The sequence below is a fragment of the Microcystis aeruginosa FD4 genome, assembly GCF_009792235.1.
Classification (GTDB): Bacteria; Cyanobacteriota; Cyanobacteriia; order Cyanobacteriales; family Microcystaceae; genus Microcystis; species Microcystis viridis.
This window is the reverse complement of sequence record NZ_CP046973.1, coordinates 3,398,734-3,423,421: the sequence shown is the minus strand read 5'-3', so window position 1 is coordinate 3,423,421 and position 24,688 is coordinate 3,398,734. Positions and strand designations below refer to the sequence as shown.

Here is a 24,688-nt window from a genome sequence, read left to right as displayed (position 1 = left end):
GTTCGGCTTCTCCCTGAATTTTGTGTCTCCACACCGTTTCGAGTATTGTTCGAGGATTCAAGTATTATGTCTATTTTTGTTGGTAATCTCTCTTACGAGATTTCCCCAGAAGATCTGAACGACGTCTTTGCAGAGTACGGCAAGGTTCAAAGGGTTCATATTCCCGTGGACAAAGACACAGGCCGCAAACGCGGTTTCGCCTTCGTGGAAATGGAAAGTAAAGCCCAGGAAGCCGCCGCAATTGAGGCACTGGATGGTGCTGACTGGATGGGACGATCAATTAAAGTTAACCAGGCCCGTGATCGTGAAGAGCGCGCGCCCTTCAATGGTGGTGGTGGTGACAGAAAAAAACGCTATTAAGCTTTTTTTGTAAATGATTGTCGGAGGGTGGACAGGGTTCACCCTTTTTTGTCGGCCATTGCGATCGCAGATCCGCTCAAAACCAATAGAAATCTAAATGTCTGAGTCTCTCCAAAAGGTAACAATTGACATACTCCCACCGTCAAGCTACGCTGTGACGGGGGATTCTTTCCCTATCACTACCGGAAATTCCTTGTTCAACGAGACAGCTTAGATTCTCAATGTCTCCACTGAAAATCTTTCTTGCCGGACTCTCCCAAGGCATTTGGGTCGGTTTCTGTTTGCCCAACAGTACCGTTGAGATAATTTCCCAAATATGTCAACCCTTTTTTAAGAATATTTATTGCTGCATTATGATCCCTATCTAAGACTGTTTTACAGTTAGGACATTGATGAGTTCTATTGCTTAATGTTTTTTGAACTCTCGTCCCACAAACTGAACAATCTTGGCTAGTAAAATGGGGAGGTACAGCAACACAAACAATCTGATAAATCTTAGCAAAATAATTCAACCATTGAGTGAATTGATACCAAGAAGCATCGGAAATCGACTTAGACAGCTTACGGTTTTTGACTAAGTTTCTTACCTTTAAAGCTTCATAAACTACCAGATCATTAGACTGGACTAACGCCAAAGCGTCTTTAATTGCTTTGTCTTGACGTTGTCTTGATACTTTAAGGTGAAGTTTAGCTACTTTTATCCGTTGCTTGTGATAGTTTTTAGACTGTTTCTTTCCTTGACGAAACTTTTTGGATAATCGTCGTTGTGCTTTTTGAAGTCGTTTTTCTGACTTTCTTAAATAACGTGGATTCTCTACGGTATTGCCTTGGGCATCAGTATAAAATTCCTTTAACCCTAAGTCAATTCCTGTTATTTGTCCCGTTGGTTTATGGTATTCTTGCCGTTCTACGTCAATCAAAAACTGGCAATAATAACCGTCAGCACGTCTAACAACTCTTACCCGTTTAATCTGTTGCTCTGAATAATAAACTAAGGTTTTTTGACTACACCATAAATCAAATTCTCCTGCTTTAAAACCATCAGTAAATCTGATTTTACGTCGATCATCAGATAGTTTGTAGCCCGTTAGTTTATACTCAACGGAACGACTAGGCTTTTTGAACCGAGGAAAACCTTTTTTACCCGGTATCTTGGCACGACAATTCTGATAAAACCGATTAATTGATTGCCAGGCTCTATCAGCAGCCGATTGACGTGCTTGAGAGTTTAATTTATTAACCCATGGTGTTTCTTTATTGTTAGCTAGTACCGCGCAAAGTTTTTGGAGATCATTGCGGGTTGTTCCTTGATTTGACCGCCAATGACGAACACAAGAATTACGCACAAACTGAGAAGTTCTGATCGCTTCATCAAGTTTCTGATATTGCTCTGGTGTTCCGTTTTTTAGCTTCGCTTCTACGACTAGCATCTGACAATCCTCGACCATTGGCTAGGTTAAGTATAATACAGTTTACCCACAGATGGTAGAATTAAATTGTGGTATGGAGTTGATATTCTGGTCAAATTTCATCCCCCGCAAAGGTGAGTATCTTGTCGAAAAATCTAGCGGGGGCATTCATCCGACATTTTAGGTAAACTATAAGGGATATCGCCATCAGAATCTGAGCGGCGATCGACTCCCGAATATATGGACAACAAAAACCCATGGAGACAACCTCTACCCTAGCTGATGGGCGTGAAGTGCTTCAATGCCCCACCCTAATTGAAGATGATCGCACGGGCATGAGTCCCGAAACCCTAAAACGGGCTTTTCTGGACAATTTATTTTATTTGCAAGGGGTTAACCGCACCAATGCCAGTCCCTACAATTACTATGTCGCCCTTGCCTACACCGTTCGCGATCGCCTGCTGCGTCGTTTTCTCAAATCCACCGACACCTACAAACAAGAAAAAGTTAAACTCGTCTGCTATTTCTCGGCCGAATTTCTCATGGGGCGGTATTTAGGTAATAATCTCGCTAATTTGGGTATTTATGACCGAATCAAAGAGATGATCGAGGAATTAGGTCTTGATTTTGAGGAAATTATCGAACAGGAACCGGATCCCGGCCTCGGAAACGGCGGTTTAGGGCGTTTAGCGGCTTGTTTCCTTGATTCTCTCGCTTCCCTAGAAATTCCCGCCATCGGTTACGGTATCCGCTACGAATTTGGCATTTTCCATCAAATGATCCAAGACGGTTGGCAGGTGGAAATCCCCGATAACTGGCTACGCTTCGGCAATCCTTGGGAATTACCCCGTCCTGATGAAAGTGTGGAAGTAAAACTGGGGGGCCGGACGGAAATCTATCACGATGATAAGGGACAGGAACGGGTCCAATGGCTGCCGGAACGTCGGGTTTTAGCCATTCCCCACGATACCCCCGTCCCGGGTTATAAAACCAACACGGTGAACGCTTTGCGTCTCTGGAAAGCAGAAGCGAGTGAATCGTTTAATTTTGAGGCTTTTAACGCTGGGTTATACGATCAATCCGTGGCTGAAAAAATGGACGCGGAAACCATTTCTAAAGTCCTTTATCCCAACGATAACACCCCCGCCGGTCGAGAATTACGTCTCGCCCAACAATACTTTTTTGTGGCCGCTTCCCTGCAAGATTTAATTCGCATTCACCTAAAAAGCCACAAAAATCTGCAAAATTTCCACGAAACCGCCGCTATTCAACTGAACGATACTCACCCCGCCATTGCGATCGCTGAGTTAATGCGTTTGTTAGTGGATGAAAACGGCTTAGAATGGTCACAAGCTTGGACAATTACCCAAAAAACCTTCGCTTATACCAATCATACCCTATTGCCAGAAGCCCTGGAACGTTGGTCGGCGGATTTACTCGGCAAACTGCTACCCCGACATCTAGAAATTATCTACCTGATCAATCACTTTTTCCTCAAGGATGTGCGGACTTGGTTTCCCGATAACGAGGAATTATTGGGCAAATTGTCGATAGTTGAAGAAGCTGGTTGGGGTAATAAACAAATTCGCATGGCTAATTTAGCCTGTGTGGGTAGTCACTCGATTAATGGAGTCGCCGCTTTACACACAGAGTTACTGCAAAAAGACACCCTGAAAGAGTTTGCCATGCTCTGGCCGGAAAAATTCTACAATAAAACCAATGGTGTCACCCCGCGCCGGTGGATTTTATTGAGCAATCCCCAATTATCGGCACTATTTACCGAAAAAATCGGCGATAATTGGTTAAAAGACCTGAAGGAATTGCGAAAACTGGAACAATACCTTGATGATCCCGAATTCCGTCAGCGTTGGTATGAAATTAAACAGGCGAATAAGGCCGATTTAGCGGCTTATATGCTGAAAACCCGCAATATCGAGGTGGATGTTAATTCGATTTTCGATGTGCAGGTAAAACGGATTCACGAATACAAACGCCAACATCTGGCAGTTCTGCACATTATCGCCCTTTATAATCGCATTAAACAGAACCCTCAGATCGATATCGTGCCGCGCACTTTTATCTTTGGTGGTAAGGCAGCCCCGGGTTACTTTATGGCGAAGTTAATTATTAAGTTAACTAATGCTGTGGCTGAAATTGTGAATAAGGATCCTGATGTCAGAGGTCGTTTAAAAGTGGTTTTCCTGCCTAACTTTAACGTTTCTTTGGGTCAGCGCATCTATCCAGCGGCGGATCTTTCCGAACAGATTTCTACGGCGGGTAAGGAAGCTTCCGGAACCGGTAATATGAAGTTTGCCATGAATGGCTCCCTCACCATCGGGACTCTGGACGGTGCTAATATCGAAATTCGCGAGGAAGCAGGGGCAGAAAATTTCTTCCTTTTTGGCTTGACAGCAGAAGAAGTTTATGCTAAGAAGGCACAGGGTTATGAACCGATGAGCTATTACAAAAATAATCGCGAATTGAAGGGAGTGATCGATCGAATTAAGAGTGGTTATTTTAGCCATGGTGATACGGAATTATTCAGGCCGATCGTTGATTCTCTCCTCTACGATGACCAGTATATGCTTTTAGCTGATTATCAATCCTACGCTGATTGTCAGGAACAGGTAAGTCAAGCTTATCGCGATCGGGACAAGTGGACGCGGATGTCGATTCTTAACTCGGTTCGTATGGCCAAATTCTCTAGCGATCGCACAATCTGGGAATATTGTCAAGAGATTTGGAAAGTTAATCCGGTCAAGATTAGTTTAGAGGATTAAAAAACTCGGTCAAGTTCGGGTTTAGTCTTTGACTAGCCCGAATTCTGGAACCGTCGCCCCAAAAATGCCTTGTGAAAACGATAAAATTTATTATTCTTTGCTATCCAAAAACTGGCTCAACAATTTTGAGTTTTAGGGTGAATGATGCGGGGAGCTTTTTGATTATGAGTAAAAATAGAAATGTCGGTGATAATTGAACAAAACCTAGGAGAAATTTTAGCTCAAATTAATCACAAATTAGAGAATTTACAAAAAGATGTTACAGACATCAAAATTGAGTTAACAGAAGCTAAGGGGGAAAGACAGGTATTAAAGGTGGAAATCGATAACCTGAAGCAAGATGTTAATGCGATTAAAAGTTCACAACAGGCTCAAATTTGGACATTAATTGGTATTTTAATTACGGCGGTAGGAGGGTTTTTAGTGGCAGTGGGTAGGTTTGTTATTTCGGGTAATCCTTAATTGCAATACCGTCTAAACTATGATTGAGAATGATTGAATTATCGACTATCCTTAGATTGTCTTTAGACAATCATGAGTATTTATTATTATGATCGGGTCGTTCTCTCAAAAAAAATCACAGTCCATCACATAATTACATCAATCACCGTTCAGACAATGGATGAACAACGCGCCCAAGCTTATGTTAATTTAATTCAACAGTTGCTCGCTTGTACTGATGATGAGGAACTCAATAATATTCTACAAGCAAATCAGGAATTGATTGACCCCGAATTTTTGCGGGTGATGGAAAACTATGCAACAGGGTTAGAACAACAAGGAAATAATAATCCCGCCGCCTGGTTACGGAATATAGCGCAACAGTTGGGGCAGTTTCTCAACTCTCAAGCGATCAATAGGTCGGAATATCAGGGGTTTTTATTAGAAGTATTACAAGCAGAAATTGACAGTAACAGTAATCCTACGGTGGTTTATCTTATCCTACAACGCCGTCAACATCTGTTAGATAATACTTTTGCCCAACTGTTGCAAGAATACGCTAGAAATGTATTTTCTCAAGGTAACGTTGAAAAAGTGGCAATTATTGCCGAGATAATTCATAATTTATGTCTTGATATTTCAGAGTTTCCTTTGGGAAGTCGAGCTAATAATCTGGAAATTGCCATTACAGGCTACCAAACTCTGTTAGAAGTATATACTCGCCAAGCTTTTCCTAAACAGTGGGCAAACACACAGAATAGTCTGGGGAATGCTTATTGTATTCGCATTCTTGGGGAAAGAGCATATAGCGGTATGCAGTCGAATGAGGTATACTGCAACCAGCTATAAGTCAGTCTAGGCAAGACGATGGTCTGTATCTCACTCAAGCGAATACCGCTATATAACCTGTCATTAGAAGTATATACCCGTGAAGCCTTTCCTTATGAATGGGCAAGGACACAAAATAATCTGGGGAATGCTTATCTATATCGCATCAGAGAGGAACGGGCTGATAATCTAGAGTTAGCTATTGCAGCTCATAACCTATCTTTAGAAATATATACCCGTGATTCCTTTCCTGAAGATTGGGCAGGTACACAAAATAATCTGGGATTAGCTTATCGAGATCGCATCAGAGGGAAAAGGGCTGATAATCTAGAGTTAGCGATCACTGCTTATAACCAGTCATTAGAAGTATATACCCCGACGGCTTTCCCGACAGACTGTTTAAGAACAGGACGAAACTTAGGAAATACTGCTAACCTGATCGAAGACTGGGAAACCGCCATCAAAGGCTACAATTTAGCCATCGAAGCAGTAGAAAATATCCGACTCGAAGCTTTAAACCCCCAACGACAACAGGAAATCCTCTCCGATGCAATGGATGTTTATCATGGCATAGTTCAATCCTATCTCAACCTCAATCAAAAAGATCGCGCCTTAGAATATGTTGAACGCAGCAAAACCCGCTATCTAGTTCAATTGCTAACCAATCGAGATATCTATCCTAAAGAGAATATCCCCCAAACGATTATTACCGAATTAGATCGCCTCCGCCGTGCCATTATTGGGGAAGAACAACAGTTAGCCATCCAAGAACAAACCCGCAATCGGGGAGTAACTTTAACCCTAGGGCAACAAAGACAACCCATCTTAAATGACTATACTCACCTCAATCAATTAAAACAAAAATTAAATCAATTCATTGACCGTGAAATAACCACCATAGATTCCACTTTTAGCTTAAATCAAAAGTTTAAAAATATTCCCTTAAGTGAAATTCAATTCTTAATTGATCAACAAACTGCCATTTTAGAATGGTATATTTCAGGGGATAGAATTATGGCGTTTATAGTAACTTCCCAAGTATTAAAGGTTTGGCAATCATCAGCAGAAGATCGAGAAAAATTGATTGATTTTATTAAAGATTATCGTGAAGCTTATGAAAACAATAAAACTGCGTGGATCAATAATCTTAATGATTGTTTAAATCAACTATCAGAAATTCTCCCCATTGATGAACTTTTAGAACTGATTCCTAAATCTTGCTCTCATTCCCCATTGGTTTTTACATATTATTCCCCTTCATTGTTTACCCCTAAAAGATGGACAATTTCTCGGTGGTGATTCGGTAGTAGTGATGGCGGCTTAATCCTTTGCTTTGCTGTGCATTGTAGTCATGGATAAAATACCAAAGGACTCCCCAACGTGATTCTCCATTTTTTTAGAGAAAGATAGACTCTCTCTCACCAGCCGAGAAATCCTTTGTCGAAAGGTATTATTTAATCTTTCAATAGGATTAGTTTGACCAGTTTTTTTTCCGACCGGTCGATGACGTTTACTGGGAATTACTGTCTTATAGTAATCCCAAAAGTCTGTGTAAGCAACCGCGCATTGTCGGTAAACACCTGGTAAACTAGCCCCAAAGTTTTTTGGCTGATTGACGACTCCTATCTCCGCGCATAGCAACCAATAATTTCTCTTGTCTTTCTATCAATTAACCGCCAAATATAAACTTTTATCGTCTTAGAAAAAACAAAAGACCACATCTCATCACATTCTCTAACCAATTTACCTTTTGGTTTGTCCGAAACCTTTATTTGACGGGGGACAGCCGCCAGTTTATTGTTGACATAATTTTGTAACCATGACCAACTTACTCCTGTTACTCTAGCAATTCCTCGTCAGGAAATTCGTTCGAGTAAGAGTTTATCAATTAATTGTTTAGTTTCGTCAGAGACGGTTTTATTAGTGGGATTGATCACAAACGGTTGACCACATTCTTTACATTGACGTTTGGGTTTTCCCTTATGAATAGAACCATTCTTGATCCTATGGTGAGAACCACAACGCTTGACAGGGGAATAGAGGTGAACTAGGGGGGGATTTTGTTCGGTGCTAGACTGATATTTGAGTAAGCCAGACAGGAGCCAGAAAAAGATATTTATCAGAAAAGTCATGAGCAAGCTAGAGGTTTAAAGACTGAGCGGGTTCCAATTATTTTTATTAATAAATATTTTACACAATTCATACCAGGTAAGCAAGAGAGCTACGGCACTACTACCGAATCATTACCTGGATTTCAGCTACTTTTAGGCGTAGGCAATCTCATCGAATTTTATTTTTAGTTAATTATTTGCATAACAATTCCCGAAGAGCCGACAATTTCTTTAGCTTCTGCCACCGTGCGAAGGAGATAACCGGGGTGCATCTCAATTTTGGAGAAATAGCTAGATGACATTTTGGGCGCACGCGGTGCGCCCCTACCATTGGCACAATAATATTATTGTAGGGGCGAATTGCATTCGCCCTCTTTGAACAACTTCTGCTGCTCACCATAAGTGAGAGAAAATCTCAAATATGAGATGCACCCGATAACCGCGCTTTTATGATAGCAGTTCTTTTTCCATGCCATTACTCTATATCTCTCTAGATTTCTAGTTGATCATTATCCAAAAAACTAGGAGAGTCTCAAGATAGAAATTAGCCACCCTTTAAAAATTCCACATTTCTAACACTTTTCCCGTAATTGTTTGATTTAACCAGAAAGTATTATGACTGAGGGAGTGAAGATTATTTGCCGTTACTTTCCAGCTTGCTTGGGGATGAAAAAGAATTGCTTCTGCGCGATTACTGGGGTTGAGCGATGCTGGTTTTTGTTGTAAACAATGACAGGGATTGAGACTAAGCGCTTGCCACAATTGTAAAGCTGATAATTGCCCGGTTATTACTAATTTTTCCCAGAGTAGCGGTAAAGCTAATTCTAACCCGATCGCGCCGGGGGGTGCTTCTGCAAAAGAGACGGTTTTTTCTTCGTAGGTATAGGGACGATGATCGATCGCGATTGCATCGATAATTCCCTCCTTAATTGCCGCAATTAACGCCTTGCGATCGCTTTCGTTGCCCAAGGGTGGAGCGAGGTGTAAACTGGGATGGTAGCTGGCGATCGATCCTGTATTTAAGAGGAGATGCAACCACGTCACACTAGCGGTTATCGGCAATCCCCGCATTTTTGCCTCGCGAATTAATTCCACTCCTCGACGGGTAGAAATTCGCATTAGGTGAACAGGTGTATTAATTTCGCCAACGATTTCTAAAATTGTGGCTAAAGCAGTGGTTTCGGAAATAGCAGGATCTCCAGGTAAACCGAAGCGAATCGAGGTTTCTCCCTCGCGCATGACTCCATTACCCTTTAATTGCTGATTTACGGGGGAAAGGGCGATATTTTTACCGAAGGGTTTTAGGTATTCCAATAAGTGCCGCAACAGTCCCAAATCTTCCAGACTGCGATTATCGGTAAACCCCACCGCTACAGGTATTAAATCGGCTAATTCCGTCATTTTTTGCCCTTGTCTTCCTAGGGTGAGACTGGCCCAAAAATGCAGACGAGTCGATTTTGAGTCAAAAAACCCTTGACTTTTTTGCTGTAATGTGCTAATAAGTGCGGGGTGATCGAGAGGGGGGAGAGTATTGGGGAGAATTGCCAACCGGGTGCAGCCTCCGGCCGTGGCCGCTTTGATCAGAGATGCAAGGGTTTCTCGGTCCTCGTGGCCGGGTTCCCCGGAATGACTGTAGAGATCGACTAATCCGGGAGCAAAAATACAGTTTTGACCAGAAATATAGTTACTATTTTCTCTTGGGGGAAGCTGAGATTCGATCGCTTTAATTACCCCCTCCTCAATCCAGACATCGGCAATGCGATCGGTTTGTGTCAGGGGGTCAAGGACTCTAACCTGTTCTATGATCGTCGAGGATTGGCTATTCACGCAGACTAATTAAAACGTCATTTTTTCCTCTGGCAGTATATCACGTTAAGTAAAAAGTAAAAACTAAAAAGTAAAAAAGCTGAGTTCTCGGTTAGGTTAGGGGACGATAAGTTAGAATATTGATCAACTACGGTTTTAATCTTTATTTTAATTGGCTGACCTACCCTAGGGAGAATTGATAGCCGAATCATGCAGCTAGAACTTTTCGATTCTAATAATTTAGAAGAATTTAATCGGGGAACCCCGCGATTAGTTTCCTTTCGAGATTTAGTACCAGAAATCACCAGCACCAGTTATCTAACCCACGGCATCTATTATTATCCTGCCAAATTTATTCCCCAAGTAGTTAGATTTTGTCTTGATAACTACACTAAAAAGGATGATTGGATTATCGATCCTTTTGCCGGTTCTGGTACGGTGGGGTTAGAGGCTAAACTTTGTCAAAGAAATGCAGTTTTAACTGACCTGAATTATCTTTTAAACCATATTATACCGATTAAGATTACAGAACACCAAGAACCATTGAGTTACTCGGAGTTAGATAAAAAAATCTTAGAAGTTTTTGCCAACGAGGATAAATTTATCCCTCAGTGGTCAAATTTAAACTATTGGTATCCAGAGGAAATTTTAGCAGTTTTACAGCAACTTTGGGCAGGGCAAAAAAGTCTAGAACCTGATTTGTATTCCCAGATCATTCAAGCGGTTTTAGTGAAAGTTAGTAAGCAGTTTTCCTATGCAGAACATACCAAACCTAAATTATTTCAATCGAAATACAAAAAATCAGATATACAGGAACTATTACAAAGAGATTGGCAAGAGGAATTAAAACGAACGATTAAAGAGATGAGTTTTGAAACTTTAACCAGCGTTAATCAATATATTGCCGTCACTTGGCATAATTATAATCAAGTGCTTTTTTATGGAGGAGTAGATAGTGCCACTTTTGAGATCGATCAAAATCTAGAGTTAGATTGTTTAATTAGTTCACCTCCCTATCTGCAAGCACAGGAATATATCAGAACAGCAAAACTAGATTTATATTGGTTAGGATATACAGAAAAAGAAGTGCAAAAAATCTCTAAGCTAGAAATTCCCTACCGACAGGCTACCAGATTAATCGAAACCGAAACCTTAAATCAAGTGAGAGCGAGTTTAGAGAAAGAGAATTTACATAAAATACTCGATTCCTACTTTTGTCATACTATCAACGCTTTAGAAAATGCCACCATAAAATTAAAACAAGCTGGGAAAGCTTGCATTTTTGTGGGTAATCCGAAAGTGGATGGAGTGGAAGTAGAAACTTGGCGAATATTAAGAGAATATTTTCAGGAAAATGGCTTTATTTTTAATACCGTCTTTGAGGATAGAATTAAAACCAGACAATTATTCAAATCTCGCAAGAATAAAAATCCTGATGGCATGAAATCCGAATATTTACTAATCTTAGAGAAAAGGTAGGTCTAGTTTAGTCAAATCGAATACAAAAAAATATCAACAACTTCCCAAAGATAGCACTGATTCGCAAGGTTAAAACATTGATAAATCTACAGTGAAATAGCTAAGGGCTGAGGACTGATTACTAACTGCTGTAACAAATTTAGTTTATAATTAATTATCAACCTATCTCTGTTGGAAAACCATGACTATCGCTCAAAGCTTACCCCTAGTCGAGTCTCATGTCAACCCTGAGATAATCTTCCCAGAAGGCGAATTTTGGAGTGATGAACCACCCTTGGAAAGCAACCTACATCTACAACAAATTATTTTATTAATTCAGTGTTTAGAATGGTGGTGGCGCGAGCGAGAAGATTATTTTGCCGCCGGCAATTTAACCATTTATTACAGTCCCCACCAGAAAAAGTCAGAATTCTTCCGTGGTCCCGATTTTTTCGTCGTTTTGGGGACAAATCCCAATCCTAACCGCAGAAGTTGGGTAATTTGGCGAGAAGAGGGCAAATATCCCAATTTAATTATCGAAATTCTCTCCGATAGTACCGCCAAAGTTGACCGAGAGGAGAAAAAACAAATTTATCAAGATATATTTCGCACTCCCGATTATTTTTGGTTTGACCCAGAAAGCTTAGAATTTGAAGGATTTACCCTAATTAGCGGTCAATATCAACCGATTGCCCCCAATGCCCAGGGATGGCTCTGGAGTCAACAATTAGGCTTATATTTGGGTTTATCTGCCAATAAATTGCGCTATTTTACCCCCGAAGGGGAATTAGTACCCACTCCCGCAGAAGCGGCACAACAGGCAGAAAATCGGGCTGTAGAAGCAGAAAATCAAGTCCAACAGGAAAGACAGAAAGCCGCAAAATTAGCGGCTAAACTGCGGGAATTGGGCATAAATCCCCAAGAAAATTGCTAATTATCCGATGATTGCTGAATTTAATACCATGTATAGACGAGAATTACTGCAATTTATTGGCTCTCATGCTCTTTTTGGGGCTATTAATCCAGAATTTACTTGGAATTATCAAAATATTGACCATTGGGGCGAATTATCAACGAATTATCGCCTCTGCACCACGGGAAAGCAACAAACACCGATCGATCTGAGTATAGTGACTGAAAAAGAGCTATACCAACCCACCTTTAATTATCGTCCTGTACCCCCTAAAAATTCGCCATAACGGTCATACAATCTTGGTTCAGACCGAAAAAGGTGGAAACATGAGTTTTCACGGCGAAAACTGGGATTTATTGCAGTTCCATTTTCATCACCGAGGGCGAACATCAGATTAAAGGTCAGTCTTTCCCTCTAGAAATTCATTTAGTGCATGGGAATGAGAGGGGAAATTTAGCAGTTGTGGGCATCTTAGCCGACATTGGGGCAAATAATCCCTATTTACAAACCATTTGGGATTATTTGCCCCAAGAACCTTCTCCTGAAATGATCATCCCCGATACTTGGGTCAATGCCGGGCTTTTACTGCCAGAAAATAGCGGTTTTTATGAATATCGGGGGTCTTTGTCCACTCCTCCGGTGTAGCGAGGATGTTCTCTGGTTAGTCTGGCAAAATGCGATCAAAATTTCTCCCCAACAACTGCAAAAATTCGCCGAGATTTTCCCCCGTAATGCTAGAAACATTCAACCCTTAAACGGGCGCTCAATACTGCATTCCTAGCCCACCAATTGTCTGCATTTTGGCTAATCTAGATAGGGCTGGCTGAATAAATGTGAAATGTATGCAAAGTAAGGGTTTTGGGGCTTTTCTCGCGAAACAGGTGCAAGATTTTGAGAGAATCGTGGTTCAAAACCTTGCATCTTCATCGGCCCGCGTCCTGTAGGGGCGAAGCATTCGGGCAATAACCTATCGGTGAAACCGTAGATTTTCTATCCGAATGCTTCGCCCGTACTTTTTCAGCAAACCCTAGATAATTTTATTAACTTTTAGACCAAAAATGGTAAATAAATCAGGAATGCGCTCAATAACTAAAGCTTCGGTGGCTGTCCAGTCACTTTCCTTCGTGGCTAAAACCCCCAGAACACTCAGAGGAACCTGTAAAAACAGGTGACTTAAGAGGAGAGCGATCGCAGCGATGACTAAACCTAAAAGCCGCCATTGGGGGAGATAGGCGGCCACGGCAGCCGCTAGAGGGGCAAAATTATAGATTGGCCAAGCGATGAGAATTAGGAGGACGACTCCCAAAAGAGTAAGAAGACGATGGCGAGGACGTTTAAAAAGAGAGAGAATTTTTAACTGTTCGGGGGTGAGTTGACTAGGTTTGAGAGCAACCAACAAAAGACTAAAAATATCAAAAGGTTTTGTCCACTGCATCCAAAAAACGGGAATAATAGCGATCGCTCCCAGAAATAACCATTCTAGCCAAAGAAAAGGCAAGGGATCGCCCACAGCTAAACCAATGCAAGCGATTTGTAAAAAGATTGGCAAAGCCGCTAACCCTGCCAGATGAATCCACAAAAAAGGTTCTGATTTCATAGAGGGAAATGGGGGAAATGGGGAGCAGGGAGCAGGAAGTGGGGGAGTGGGGAAGTGGGGAAGAATAAATAAAAATAATCTCCTGAATCCTGAATCCTGAATCCTGAATCCTGAATCCCGACTCCCTGACGCTGACCGTCTAATTAACTGGATAAAGTGCGACGTTTCATGACCATTTCGTAGGCTTCGATAATGTCGCCTTCTTTCCAGTCATTGAATTTAGAAACACCGACACCGCACTCGAAACCGGTCGCCACTTCCCGGGCATCTTCCTTCATCCGTTTGAGGGAATCGAGAACTCCCTGATAAACAATTTCCTTGCCGCGACGCACGCGCAGGAAGCGATTCCGCACCAGTTTACCAGATTGGACATAACAGCCCGCCACGGCTCCCCGACCGACGGTGAAGACGGCCCGCACTTCAGCAAAACCGAGGTGTTCTTCCACTTCTTCGGGGTCGAGAAGACCTTCCATCGCCCCTTGAATATCATCGAGAAGCTTGTAGATGATATTGTAATCGCGGATATCGACCCCTTCCCGATCGGCGGACGCGCGCGCACCACTGGCAAGGGTGGTATTAAAGCCCACCACTACCGCACCACTAGCGGCGGCCAGATCCACATCGGTTTCGGTGATTTCTCCCGGAGAGGCGAGGAGAACGCGAATCTGCACTTCGTTTTGGGGTAACTGTTTGAGCGCACCGAGGATGGCCTCGACGGAACCTTGCACATCTGCCTTGAGGATGAGATTAAGTTCCTTGAGTTGTCCTTCTTGAGCTTGGATAGAGAGGGTGCTAAGGCTAACGCGACGGGAGGAGAGGGCCTGTTGTAAACGGGTGTTGCGTCGTTCGATCGCCCGTTGATCGGCAATTGATCGGGCTTCTTTTTCACTTTCATAGACATCGAATTCATCGCCGGCGGCTGGAACATCACTAAGACCGAGGATTTCCACGGCGAAGGAGGGGGTGGCCGCTTCGACTTTTTGACCGCGATCATCGATCATCGCCCGAATTTTGCCGAAAACGGAACCGGCGACGATGCTATCACCGACGCGGAGAGTGCCATTCTGGACGAGCAGGGTGGCCACGGGTCCTCTGGTGCGATCGAGGTTAGCCTCGATCACGGTTCCCTTAGCCAAGCGATCGGGGTTAGCGACCAATTCCTCCACTTCTGCCACCAAGAGGATCATTTCCAGCAGATTATCGAGATTTTCCCCCCGCAGGGCGCTAACGGGAACCATAATCGTCTCACCGCCCCAATCTTCGGCCACCAGTCCCTGTTCGGTCAATTCCTGTTTAATTCGGTCGGGGTTAGCCGAGGGTTTATCGACTTTGTTAATCGCCACCACGATCGGGACTTCGGCAGCCCTGGCGTGACTAATTGCCTCTTTCGTTTGGGGTTGCACGCCATCATCGGCGGCCACCACCAGCACCGCTATATCGGTGACTCTCGCCCCACGGGCGCGCATAGCGGTAAAAGCTTCGTGGCCAGGGGTATCCAAAAAGACAATCTGTTCCGGTTTGCCGTTATGTTCCACATCGACGTGGTAAGCACCGATGTGCTGGGTGATGCCGCCAGCTTCCCCCTGGGCGACTTTGGTTTTGCGGATCGAGTCGAGGAGGGTGGTTTTACCGTGGTCAACGTGACCCATAATGGTGACTACGGGGGGACGACGCTGGAGACTTTCCCAGTCGGAGACATCGATCATTTCCGTGGTTTTGATTGCCGCCGACTGGGTGCTGGGGGTTTCCACGGCGATCTCGAAGTCCCTGGCGATCATTTCGATCGTGTCCACGTCGAGAGTTTGGGTGATATTAACCGCCATCCCTTTAAAAAATAGGGTTCTGATGATCTCGGTTTCGGGGACTTTCATCAATTCCGAGAGGTCACGCACGGTGAGACTGCCGGTGACGACGATGCTTTCTGGGCGTTTTTCCTCTTGGGGTTCTTGGCGCTCGCTTTTCGGTCCGCCGCCGTGGACACCAGGTTTACTGGGCCGCTTAACTTTGACTGCTGTTGGAGTGCTAGGGGTGGCGGCTTTAGCGGTGGGCGGTTTGGGGGGACGAGCGGTGGAGAGAGTAAAACTGGGGGTATTGATCAACCCAGATAGTTCCGATTCTAGATCATCGTCATCTTCAAAGAGAGCTTGGGTACGGCGTTTGTTTTTGCCAGCAGTTTTGGCGGTTTTGGCTGCTTTTTTTTCTTCTTCTTCTTCTTCTTCCCAGGTAGATTTTTTGGCCATGCGAGGGGGCATGGTCGGTCGTTTGAGTTTTTTGGGCCCGTCTGCTCCGAGCAATCCGGTATCTGTATCGATTTCTGTGCCATCAACACCAGATTTTTTGGTGGTATCGGTTTCTTCCCCGCCGGTGGCCGAGATTTTAGCGGGTAAACCGGGGCGAACTGGGCGCTTCAATTCCACCGTCTCCCGCACTTCTCTAGCTGGTTCCGCCAGTTTCGGGCTTTTTCCGTCGGGTTTGCGGTTGAGGGTCGGTTTTTCTGGTTTAGCCAAGCCAACCCTGCGCTCAGGACTAGGAGCGTTTTCGCTCTCGCCACGCTCGCGTTTTTCTCCCCGGGGCCTGTCGTTACTGCCGGGGGCATTTTTAGGTCGGGGTTCTGGCCGGCCCGAGGCGGTTTCAGGGCGCGGTTTCGGGGTGAGGGAGGGTCGATTAGGTGGGGCGATTAAGGTGGGGGATACTTCTGGCACTAGCGGGGTTTCGGTCGGGGTTTCTTTAACACTGGCGGACTGAGATGGCATCTCTGCAGCGGTGGGGGGAGTTTTTTCGGCTACACCATCGCGCCCTGGGGGAGCAACGAGGGGTTTAACCGGGGGACGGGGGGGACTGATTAAAGTCGGTTTGGCCGAGGAACCAGCCTGACCGAGATGGCTTGGCCCTTCTTCGCCAGTTTCGGGGCGGTTATGTTTATGCAGGGCTAAAATCTTTTGTTTTTTTTCTTCAGCAGGACTAGCCGATTCTCGCTGACCCGTGCTATTTTTACTGGTACTCGAGGTAACTCCCTTCGCAGCGATTGCTTTGATGCGTTGGGCATCCTCTTCGCTGATCGTGCTACTGTGGCTCTTGTACTCGATGTTCAACTGGTCACAGATATCCAAAATGTCTTTGTTGTCTAGATTCAATTCTTTTGATAAATCGTAAATTCTGACTTTCGTGTTACTCATCCATTATCCCCCGGCTAAAGTGTTAGTGATCCTAATAATTTGGCTGATTTTTTGATCCTGTCAGGACTGCTCCCTTTCCATGCTAACGATTTTGTGGCTATGATCGTCAATTTTAATCCTGATTTGGACGACCTTGCTTGGCAGTCCCGAGGCGCTCCTGCAAGGATTCATAGAGCGTTTCGGGAATATTGGCTTTTAGGGCCCGTCCGAGACGATTTTTTTGCCGGGCCAGTTGCAGGCAATTAGGTTGCGGACAGATATAGGCAGCCCTTCCCATGCCTTGATCTAATTGTATCTGTCCGGACGGGTGTAGTCGGACAATTCGCCAAAAGGATTCTTTCGGGGCGAAGAGACGGCAGCTAATACAGCGTCGATAATTGACGAAGGGGTTCATTCTTGGTCTAAATCCTGCGCTTCTGGGTCGGTTTCATCGTTTTTTACCTCTTGTTCGCCTTTATACAGGGCTATATCCTTAATATCGATTTTCCAGCCCGTCAGACGGGCGGCTAGACGCACGTTCTGCCCTTCTTTGCCAATCGCTAAACTTAATTGATCCTGTGCCACCAGTACCAGTGCTTGTTTTTCTTCGGCATTAGTGAACAAAACTTGGTCGATACGGGCGGGACTAAGGGCATTGGCAATGTAGGTGGCGGGATCTGGAGACCAACGAATCACGTCGATTTTTTCGCCCCGCAATTCATTAACCACAGCTTGAATCCGCGAACCTCTGGCCCCAATACAAGCACCAACTGGATCCACGTCTCTCTCTAAGGTATCGACGGCGATTTTTGTCCGCGAACCAACGTGACGGGAGGGGGGATTGGCTTCCCGGGCGACGGCAACAATACGCACGATTTCCTCCTCGATTTCGGGAACTTCGTTGGCGAACAGATATACTACCAAACCCGCCGCCGCTCTGGAAACGATTAATTGCGGGCCGCGGTGAGAACCTTCTAGGACTTTTTTGAGCAGAACTTTAAAGGTGGCGTTGGCGCGATAGTTATCGTTGGGCAGCTGTTCCCGTTTGGGTAGTTCCGCTTCCACTTCCGGTTGACCGTAGGTACTTTGTACCATGACAATAGCCGCCTGTCTTTCAAAACGGACGACCCGGGCCTGTAAAACGGTTCCTTCCAACTCTTGGAACTCCTCTTGAATCAATTTACGTTGGTTATCCCGCAGTTTTTGCAGTAAAACCTGTTTAGTTTGAATCGCCGCCATGCGACCAAATTCTCTTTGGTCGGGGGTGACATCAAGAACTACTTCATCCCCTAATTGGGCCTCATCGGCCACTTCTTGCACTTCTTTGAGACCGATGTGATGGTCGGGATTGGTCACTTCTTCCACAATAGTTTTAGTAGAAAGGATGCGAAAGCCTTCTTCTTCTACGTCTAATTCCACATCAAAGTTATTGAAATAATCTTCATGAAATTGAGCGGCTTTTTCTAAACTTTGGGCGCGTCGATAACGTTCGTAACCCTTGATAAGTGCTTCGCGCAAGGCTTCTTGTACGGCATTTTTGGGCAGATTATGTCGTTGGCTAATTTCTTCGAGCATCATTTTTAAACCAGGCAAATTAACAGTAGCCATAATTATTTTTTCTCCTTACTTTTGAGTTATTAGTTTTTTAGCCTTATATCAGTTATCAGATGTAAGTTTTAAGTTAATTAGTTAGTTAGTTATTTATCTTCATCCTTATCCCTGTTTACTGTTTACTGATTACTGTTTACTGATTACTGTTTACTGATCACTGATTACTGATGATCCCGCTGCTCATCTAAACGGACGCTGATGACGGTAGTGCGATCGATGGTCAGGGAGCGACCTTTTTGGTTAAGATAAATAGATTGCTCATCTCTACCTTGCAGTTTTCCGCGCCATTCTTGCGGTTTTCCCTGGCTATCTTGGCCGGTAACGATGACGGCAAAACCTTTAAAAGACTGAAATTCGCGCTCACTGCTCAGTTGTCGAGAAATGCCGGGGCTAGATATTTCTAAAACGTAGGCCCCCGGTAAGACTTCTTGACTGTCGAGGGCGGTTTCTAAGGCCCGACTCATCTGCTCACAGTCCTCTAAACCCGTATCTCCCCCCAGATTGCGAATATCGACGCGCAGGACGGGAGGCCTTTTATTGGTTTGGAAAACAATATCGACCACTTCTAGCCCCAAGTTTTCAGCGATAGGGGTGGCTAGGTGCAGCAGGTCGGGGATGAGCGGATGGGTCATGATTTAGACAATAAAAAAAGCGGGCGAAACCCACTTCCCTAAACTGTTAGTGATTGGGATAGGCAGTTGTTAGACCACCTAGCTGAATACAATATAGCAAAAAACGTCATCACTATTTGCCCCCGGGGTCGTGCCTGGGGGAAAACAGAACAGTGGTCACGATCGAGTCGATCTGTCACAATGAATACAGGGTAACTAGATATAGAGTCAATTATGGATCAAAAATCTCCACTCACCGTAGTTAGAGCCAAGTCAGCTAAGAATCTTGGTAATCGGCCAGTATGGAAAGGGATTGTCACCACTTGGATGATTCTGCAAACCTTTAGCCATGTCACTCCTGCTTGGAGTCAAAAAAACCAAAATACCCTCACCTACGGTGAATTGTTAGAGAAAATCGACCAAGGAAAGGTAAAAAAGGTCGAAATCAATCCTTCTTTGCAGCAGGCAGCAGTTACCCTCGTCGGTCAAACGGACAAGGATACCCCGAAAGAAGTCAATTTATTTGACCAAAATCCCGAATTAATCAAGAAACTCGATGCTCAAAAAATTGAGTACGGCATTCTCCCCAGCACTGACAATTCGGCCTTGATCAATGTTCTCACTAACCTGTTAGTGATTATTCTCGTCTTGGGATTATTGGTGTTTATTATCCGTCGTTCTGCCAATGCTTCCGGTCAAGCGATGAACTTCGGTAAATCAAGGGCGCGGTTTCAGATGGAGGCAAAAACTGGCATAGAATTCAATGATGTGGCGGGTGTGGATGAGGCCAAGGAAGATCTAGAGGAAGTGGTGACATTCCTCAAACAACCGGAAAAATTTACGGCGATTGGCGCAAAAATCCCGAAAGGAGTCCTGTTAATTGGGCCTCCGGGGACGGGAAAAACTTTACTGGCTAAAGCGATCGCAGGAGAGGCGGGAGTGCCTTTTTTCAGCATCTCTGGGTCGGAATTTGTGGAGATGTTCGTCGGGGTTGGTGCGTCGCGAGTGCGAGATCTGTTCCGAAAAGCTCAGGAAAATGCCCCTTGTTTGGTTTTTATCGATGAAATTGATGCCGTTGGTCGTCAACGAGGGATCGGTTATGGGGGAGGTAATGATGAACGGGAACAAACCCTGAACCAATTATTGACGGAAATGGACGGTTTTGAAGGAAATACTGGCATTATCGTCATTGCCGCCACCAACCGCCCTGATGTTTTGGATTCGGCCTTGCTGCGTCCGGGTCGTTTTGATCGACAGGTAGTGGTGGATTATCCAGATTGTAAGGGACGTTTGGCCATTTTAGAGGTTCATTCTCGCGATAAAAAGGTGGCTGCGGATGTGGCTCTGGAGGCGATCGCCCGTCGCACCCCCGGTTTTACTGGGGCAGATTTGGCTAATATGCTCAACGAAGCGGCGATTTTTACCGCTAGACGGCGCAAAGAGGCGATTACCATGGCGGAAGTCAACGATGCGATCGATCGGATTGTGGCCGGTATGGAAGGGCGCGCTTTAGTCGATAGTAAAGCCAAGCGTTTGATCGCCTATCATGAAGTCGGCCATGCGATTGTCGGTACTCTCTGTCCCGGCCACGATCAAGTGGAAAAAGTCACTCTGATTCCCCGGGGTCAAGCGCAGGGGTTAACTTGGTTCACTCCCGATGAAGAACAGGGTTTAACCAGTCGCTCCCAGTTATTAGCGCGAATTGCGGGTTTATTAGGGGGAAGAGTGGCGGAGGAATGTGTCTTCGGTGAGGATGAAGTGACCACCGGCGCTGGTAGTGATATTGAAAAAATTACCTATCTGGCCCGACAGATGGTAACGCGTCTGGGAATGTCGGAATTGGGATTGATTGCCCTAGAGGAGGAGGGTAATTCCTATCTCGGTGGTGCTGGTGCTGGTTATCATCCCGACCATTCTTTTGCGATGATGGCGAAAATTGACGCACAAGTACGAGAACTTGTCAAGCAATGCCACGATTTAGCAACAAAACTTATCCTTGACCATCGTGTGGCGATTGATCGCTTGGTGGATATACTGATTGAACAGGAAACCATTGACGGCGACGAATTCCGGCGTTTATTGACGGAATTTCAGCAACAAGCAGATCGGTCAATGGTGACTACGGTTTAATTTTGTTTTCGTCTCCTCGCTTTGAGGAAGTGCTTAGGAGACGATTGATTTCAGCAGAAAATCTGCTCATTGGTTGGACAAAGCCAGAATTAACGACTAACATTGTGAGCGGGAATTTTACTCATGGAATGACCGTTATGATTGCCTTTGGTGGGGGCAATAATATTAGCTTCTAAAGCTGAAGTCATCTCGGCCAACATTTCTAGATTGAAACGATAGCCGACGTTGCGGACGGTTTGAATTAAATTAGGTTGCCTGGGATCGGTTTCGATTTTTTTCCGCAGAGAGAGAACATGGGTATCAATTGTCCGGGGGTTATCAATTTCCTCAGGCCAGGCACGACGCAGCAAATCGGCTCTTGATAGGGGTGTTCCCTCCGCTTGGGCTAAAACGTAGAGTAGGCTAAACTCTTGGGGGGTTAATTCGATATATTCCTCGCGAAATTGTACCCGTCTTTGGGCTAAATCTATTTTTAATTCCCCATAATCCAAGTGTAGGGGAGCAGCCCTACTGCCTAAACGACGAGTTAACACTTCTACCCTAGCCATAAATTCTTGCATTCCAAAGGGCTTTCTCAGGTAGTCGTCGGCCCCTGCTTTTAAACCATTGACCACATCTTTTTCGCTATTGCGGGCCGATAGAATCAGTATTAAAGACTGTTTTTGTTGATAAAGCCAACGGCAAAGTTCGATTCCATCCCCATCTGGCAAGTCGGAATCGATAATTGCTAAGGTTGGTTGACGATGAAGGAAAGCTTGACGCGCACTTTGCAGGGTTGCCGATTGATTAACCAAATAACCGGCCTGTTGCAGATGCCAAGCTAATAGCGATCGCAAGTGCGGGTTGCCCTCAACAATAGAAATATGGATCGATACCACTTGAGTTTCTGCCCCATTACTGCACAGATTGACACATTGTCAGGGTATCAGAATTAATGTCAAGATGTTGTAACAATCGTAACATTCGTCAGGAGTCAGCTTTGAATCAGTGATCAGTGATCAGATGTGAGTTTTCACTTCACTGATTACTGTTTACTGTTGACTGGTCACTGAAAAAAAGCTCCCCGCTCCCTGCTCCCTACTTCATAATTCACCCCATGTGCAACTAATTTTGGCTCTTCTCGACTTTGTGTGATAATTTTTGCTTATGGAATCGTGAAATGCTTATCGGGCAAGACTTTTAGGGCTATTTTGCGGATATTCTATCAGTATAGACCTCGTTTTCACACAGAAACCAGAAGAGCCCTTGATTTACAAGGCTTTCAGAAATCAGCAGAGATAAAGTATCCTCTGGAACCCTGATTCTGTCGTTTCTTAGTTACACATCGCATTAATTCATAATTCATAATTCATCATTCATCATTCATAATTCATCATTCATAATTCATCATTCATAATTCATACGTCCCCAAAAATGTCTTGACTATCGAACCCCATTCAAGGTATTCTTTGGAATAATGTCAGAGGGTGGTGTAATCCAGATTTGAATTGACGTAAAAACTCGGACAGTAATGCAATTCAGATTTGAATTGGCCTACTCTTTTGGGGACTTACCCAAAAGTTGACAAATATTGTCTGTCTGATCAGGTCTTCTTGATTGTTCTCTCAGCCATTTAACCAATAAAAAACCACCAGAACACCATGATAGATAACTTTACTAGCAACGACCTCTATAACTGTATAGATAGTCTAGATTCCTCAGGTTTTCAGAAATTCCTAGCGGGGAATAAGTCATCAATTTTTCCCTCCACCACTAATCTAGCCACATCTCTTTTCAAAGAAGAAGTAGCGAGCCTTGATCTTAATCTTACTACCTTAGATAACGCCGGTAATACCTTAGCAACGGCCCGTGATATCACCATTGGAGAAACTCCTAGCACCTACAGCGATTTTGTTGGTTCTACAGACACCAATGATTACTATCGTTTTAGTTTAGGAACCAGTAGCAACTTTAGCCTGAATTTAACAGGATTAAGTGCCGATGCTGATGTGTCCTTATTAGATAGTAATGGCAATGAGATTACTAGCTCCATTAATGGCAGTAACGATAGTGAGAGTATTACTGGTCAACTGAATGCGGGTACTTACTATGTTTGGGTTTATCCCTACAGTGGCAGCACTAACTATGACTTAAGTTTAGCTGCCGCTTCTGTAGTGATTCCTGATAATGCCGGTAATACCTTAGCAACGGCGCGTGATATCACCATTGGAGCAACTCCTAGCACCTACAGCGATTTTGTTGGTTTTACAGACACCAATGATTACTATCGTTTTAGTTTAGGAACCAGTAGCAACTTTAGCCTGAGTTTAACGGGATTAAGTGCCGATGCTGATGTGTCCTTGTTAGATAGTAATGGCAGTGTGATTGCTAGATCCACTAATGGCAGTAACATCAGTGAGAGTATTACTGGTCAACTGAATGCGGGTACTTACTTTGTCCGGGTTTATCCCTACAGTGGCAGTACTAACTATAACTTAACCCTGTCGGCAACCACAACCCCAGTTGTACCCGGATATAGTGCCATTTCAGGATACGGTTTAGTTAATGCTGCGGGAGCCGTCGCCGGAGCCTTGAATCAAAGTCCTTTTGCCGATGTTCCCACTTTTGGTGGTGCTAATGACTGGGGGGTTAACTTAGTTAATGCTCCCGAAGCGTGGGCAAGAGGTTATACAGGACAAGGAGTCATCGTTGCTGTACTAGATACAGGAGTTGACCGCAATCATGCCGACTTAGCGGCCAATATTTGGACGAATGCGGGCGAAATTGCCAATGATGGTCTTGATAACGATGGCAACGGTTACGTTGATGACGTTTATGGCTGGAACTTTGCCAATGGCAATAATAACACTTTAGATGTTAACGGCCATGGTAGCCATGTGGCGGGAACCATTGCTGCTGGTAATAATGGTTTCGGGGCCACTGGTGTGGCCTACAATGCCAGAATTATGCCGGTGAAAGTTTTGAGCGATTCTGGTAGTGGCAGCTATAGTGGCGTTGCCCAAGGCATTCGCTATGCGGTAGATAACGGTGCTGATGTGATTAATATGAGTTTGGGAGGTGGTAGCACTAACAGTGAGGTTCAAGCAGCCCTCCAGTATGCCAGCAGTCGCAGTGTTATCGTGGTTATGGCCGCCGGTAATGGGGGGGCAGCTCAACCCGGTTATCCCGCTGTCAATGCCACCTCTTGGGGTCTTGCCGTCGGTGCTGTTAATAGTTCTAACCAGATGGCTTCCTTCTCCAATCGTGCTGGTTCCAATTCTTCGATGCGGTATGTCACCGCCCCTGGTGTACAAGTGTATTCTACTCTCCCTAATGGTGGCTATGGTTTCTTGAGTGGAACCTCCATGGCAGCACCTCATGTGGCCGGAGTGGTGGCCTTAATGTTGAATGCCAATCCTAATCTGACCGATGCTCAAGTGCGTCAAATTATTACGGCCACAGCAGGTAATGTCGCCTAAAACTCGGCTGCTTTTCAGCC

The 24,688-nt window shown here is 44.5% G+C and carries 14 protein-coding genes and 4 pseudogenes; 9 read left to right on the top strand and 9 right to left on the bottom strand.

What is annotated here, in order from left to right; all coding sequences use genetic code 11:
* The first annotated feature begins 66 nt into the window (after nucleotides 1–66).
* On the top strand, nucleotides 67–360 hold the full coding sequence (locus GQR42_RS17130) for an RNA recognition motif domain-containing protein (RefSeq protein ID WP_158200869.1): 294 nt from the start codon (nucleotides 67–69) through the stop codon (nucleotides 358–360).
* Nucleotides 361–502: 142 nt separating this feature from the next.
* Here GQR42_RS17130 and GQR42_RS17125 read toward each other — a convergent pair.
* Nucleotides 503–1,790: pseudogene (locus GQR42_RS17125) on the bottom strand (RNA-guided endonuclease InsQ/TnpB family protein).
* Between the two features lie 236 nt (nucleotides 1,791–2,026).
* Here GQR42_RS17125 and GQR42_RS17120 point away from each other — a divergent pair.
* The 3 genes and pseudogenes from GQR42_RS17120 to GQR42_RS17110 all read left to right on the top strand — a co-directional run bounded on the left by GQR42_RS17120 (nucleotide 2,027) and on the right by GQR42_RS17110 (nucleotide 7,142).
* Nucleotides 2,027–4,549 carry a glycogen/starch/alpha-glucan phosphorylase gene (locus GQR42_RS17120; protein WP_158200868.1) on the top strand — a complete coding sequence of 841 codons (2,523 nt, stop codon included), beginning with the start codon at nucleotides 2,027–2,029 and terminating at the stop codon, nucleotides 4,547–4,549.
* Nucleotides 4,550–4,729: 180 nt separating this feature from the next.
* A complete protein-coding gene (locus GQR42_RS17115) occupies nucleotides 4,730–5,011 on the top strand; it encodes a hemolysin XhlA family protein (protein WP_002786273.1) in 282 nt (93 codons plus the stop codon).
* A 351-nt stretch (nucleotides 5,012–5,362) separates the two neighbouring features.
* Nucleotides 5,363–7,142: pseudogene (locus GQR42_RS17110) on the top strand (hypothetical protein).
* On the opposite strand, the pseudogene GQR42_RS17105 reads toward GQR42_RS17110, so the two are convergent.
* Nucleotides 7,089–7,821, bottom strand: a pseudogene (locus GQR42_RS17105) (IS1 family transposase). The pseudogenes GQR42_RS17110 and GQR42_RS17105 sit on opposite strands and share 54 nt — an antisense overlap.
* Nucleotides 7,822–8,484: 663 nt before the next feature.
* Nucleotides 8,485–9,756: a dihydroorotase gene (locus GQR42_RS17100; protein WP_158200867.1), complete on the bottom strand. Its 1,272-nt coding sequence runs from the start codon at nucleotides 9,754–9,756 to the stop codon at nucleotides 8,485–8,487.
* A 189-nt stretch (nucleotides 9,757–9,945) separates the two neighbouring features.
* On the opposite strand from GQR42_RS17100, the gene GQR42_RS17095 reads away from it, so the two are divergent.
* From GQR42_RS17095 to GQR42_RS17085, 3 genes and pseudogenes are all read left to right on the top strand, one after another.
* Nucleotides 9,946–11,214, top strand: coding sequence for a DNA methyltransferase (locus GQR42_RS17095; RefSeq protein ID WP_158200866.1), 1,269 nt, complete (start codon nucleotides 9,946–9,948; stop codon nucleotides 11,212–11,214).
* 181 nt (nucleotides 11,215–11,395) lie between these two features.
* A complete protein-coding gene (locus GQR42_RS17090) occupies nucleotides 11,396–12,127 on the top strand; it encodes a Uma2 family endonuclease (protein ID WP_158200865.1) in 732 nt (243 codons plus the stop codon).
* A 28-nt stretch (nucleotides 12,128–12,155) separates the two neighbouring features.
* Nucleotides 12,156–12,887: pseudogene (locus GQR42_RS17085) on the top strand (carbonic anhydrase).
* A 246-nt stretch (nucleotides 12,888–13,133) separates the two neighbouring features.
* Here GQR42_RS17085 and GQR42_RS17080 read toward each other — a convergent pair.
* From GQR42_RS17080 to rimP, 5 genes are all read right to left on the bottom strand, one after another.
* A complete protein-coding gene (locus tag GQR42_RS17080) occupies nucleotides 13,134–13,703 on the bottom strand; it encodes a low-complexity tail membrane protein (RefSeq protein WP_158200864.1) in 570 nt (189 codons plus the stop codon).
* A 143-nt stretch (nucleotides 13,704–13,846) separates the two neighbouring features.
* Complete coding sequence (gene infB, locus GQR42_RS17075) at nucleotides 13,847–16,879, bottom strand: translation initiation factor IF-2 (RefSeq protein ID WP_158200863.1); 3,033 nt, start codon at nucleotides 16,877–16,879, stop codon at nucleotides 13,847–13,849.
* Nucleotides 16,880–16,991: 112 nt separating this feature from the next.
* Nucleotides 16,992–17,273, bottom strand: coding sequence for a YlxR family protein (locus GQR42_RS17070; RefSeq protein WP_002738851.1), 282 nt, complete (start codon nucleotides 17,271–17,273; stop codon nucleotides 16,992–16,994).
* Nucleotides 17,270–18,466 (bottom strand): transcription termination factor NusA, encoded by a 1,197-nt coding sequence (gene nusA, locus GQR42_RS17065; RefSeq protein WP_158200862.1) that lies wholly within the window; start codon nucleotides 18,464–18,466, stop codon nucleotides 17,270–17,272. Before nusA ends, GQR42_RS17070 begins: the two co-directional genes overlap by 4 nt.
* Nucleotides 18,467–18,630: 164 nt before the next feature.
* Nucleotides 18,631–19,101, bottom strand: coding sequence for a ribosome maturation factor RimP (gene rimP, locus GQR42_RS17060; protein ID WP_158200861.1), 471 nt, complete (start codon nucleotides 19,099–19,101; stop codon nucleotides 18,631–18,633).
* Between the two features lie 213 nt (nucleotides 19,102–19,314).
* Between rimP and ftsH the strand changes: the two genes are divergently transcribed.
* Nucleotides 19,315–21,210, top strand: a complete 1,896-nt coding sequence (ftsH, locus tag GQR42_RS17055) for an ATP-dependent zinc metalloprotease FtsH (protein ID WP_158200860.1) — start codon at nucleotides 19,315–19,317, stop codon at nucleotides 21,208–21,210.
* An 89-nt stretch (nucleotides 21,211–21,299) separates the two neighbouring features.
* Here the strand turns inward: ftsH and GQR42_RS17050 are convergent, their stop codons facing one another.
* A complete protein-coding gene (locus GQR42_RS17050) occupies nucleotides 21,300–22,088 on the bottom strand; it encodes a response regulator transcription factor (RefSeq protein ID WP_158200859.1) in 789 nt (262 codons plus the stop codon).
* Between the two features lie 762 nt (nucleotides 22,089–22,850).
* Between GQR42_RS17050 and GQR42_RS17045 the strand changes: the two genes are divergently transcribed.
* Entirely contained in the window at nucleotides 22,851–24,668 is a 1,818-nt protein-coding gene (locus GQR42_RS17045) for a S8 family serine peptidase (RefSeq protein ID WP_233271055.1), read from the top strand.
* Nucleotides 24,669–24,688 lie beyond the last annotated feature (20 nt).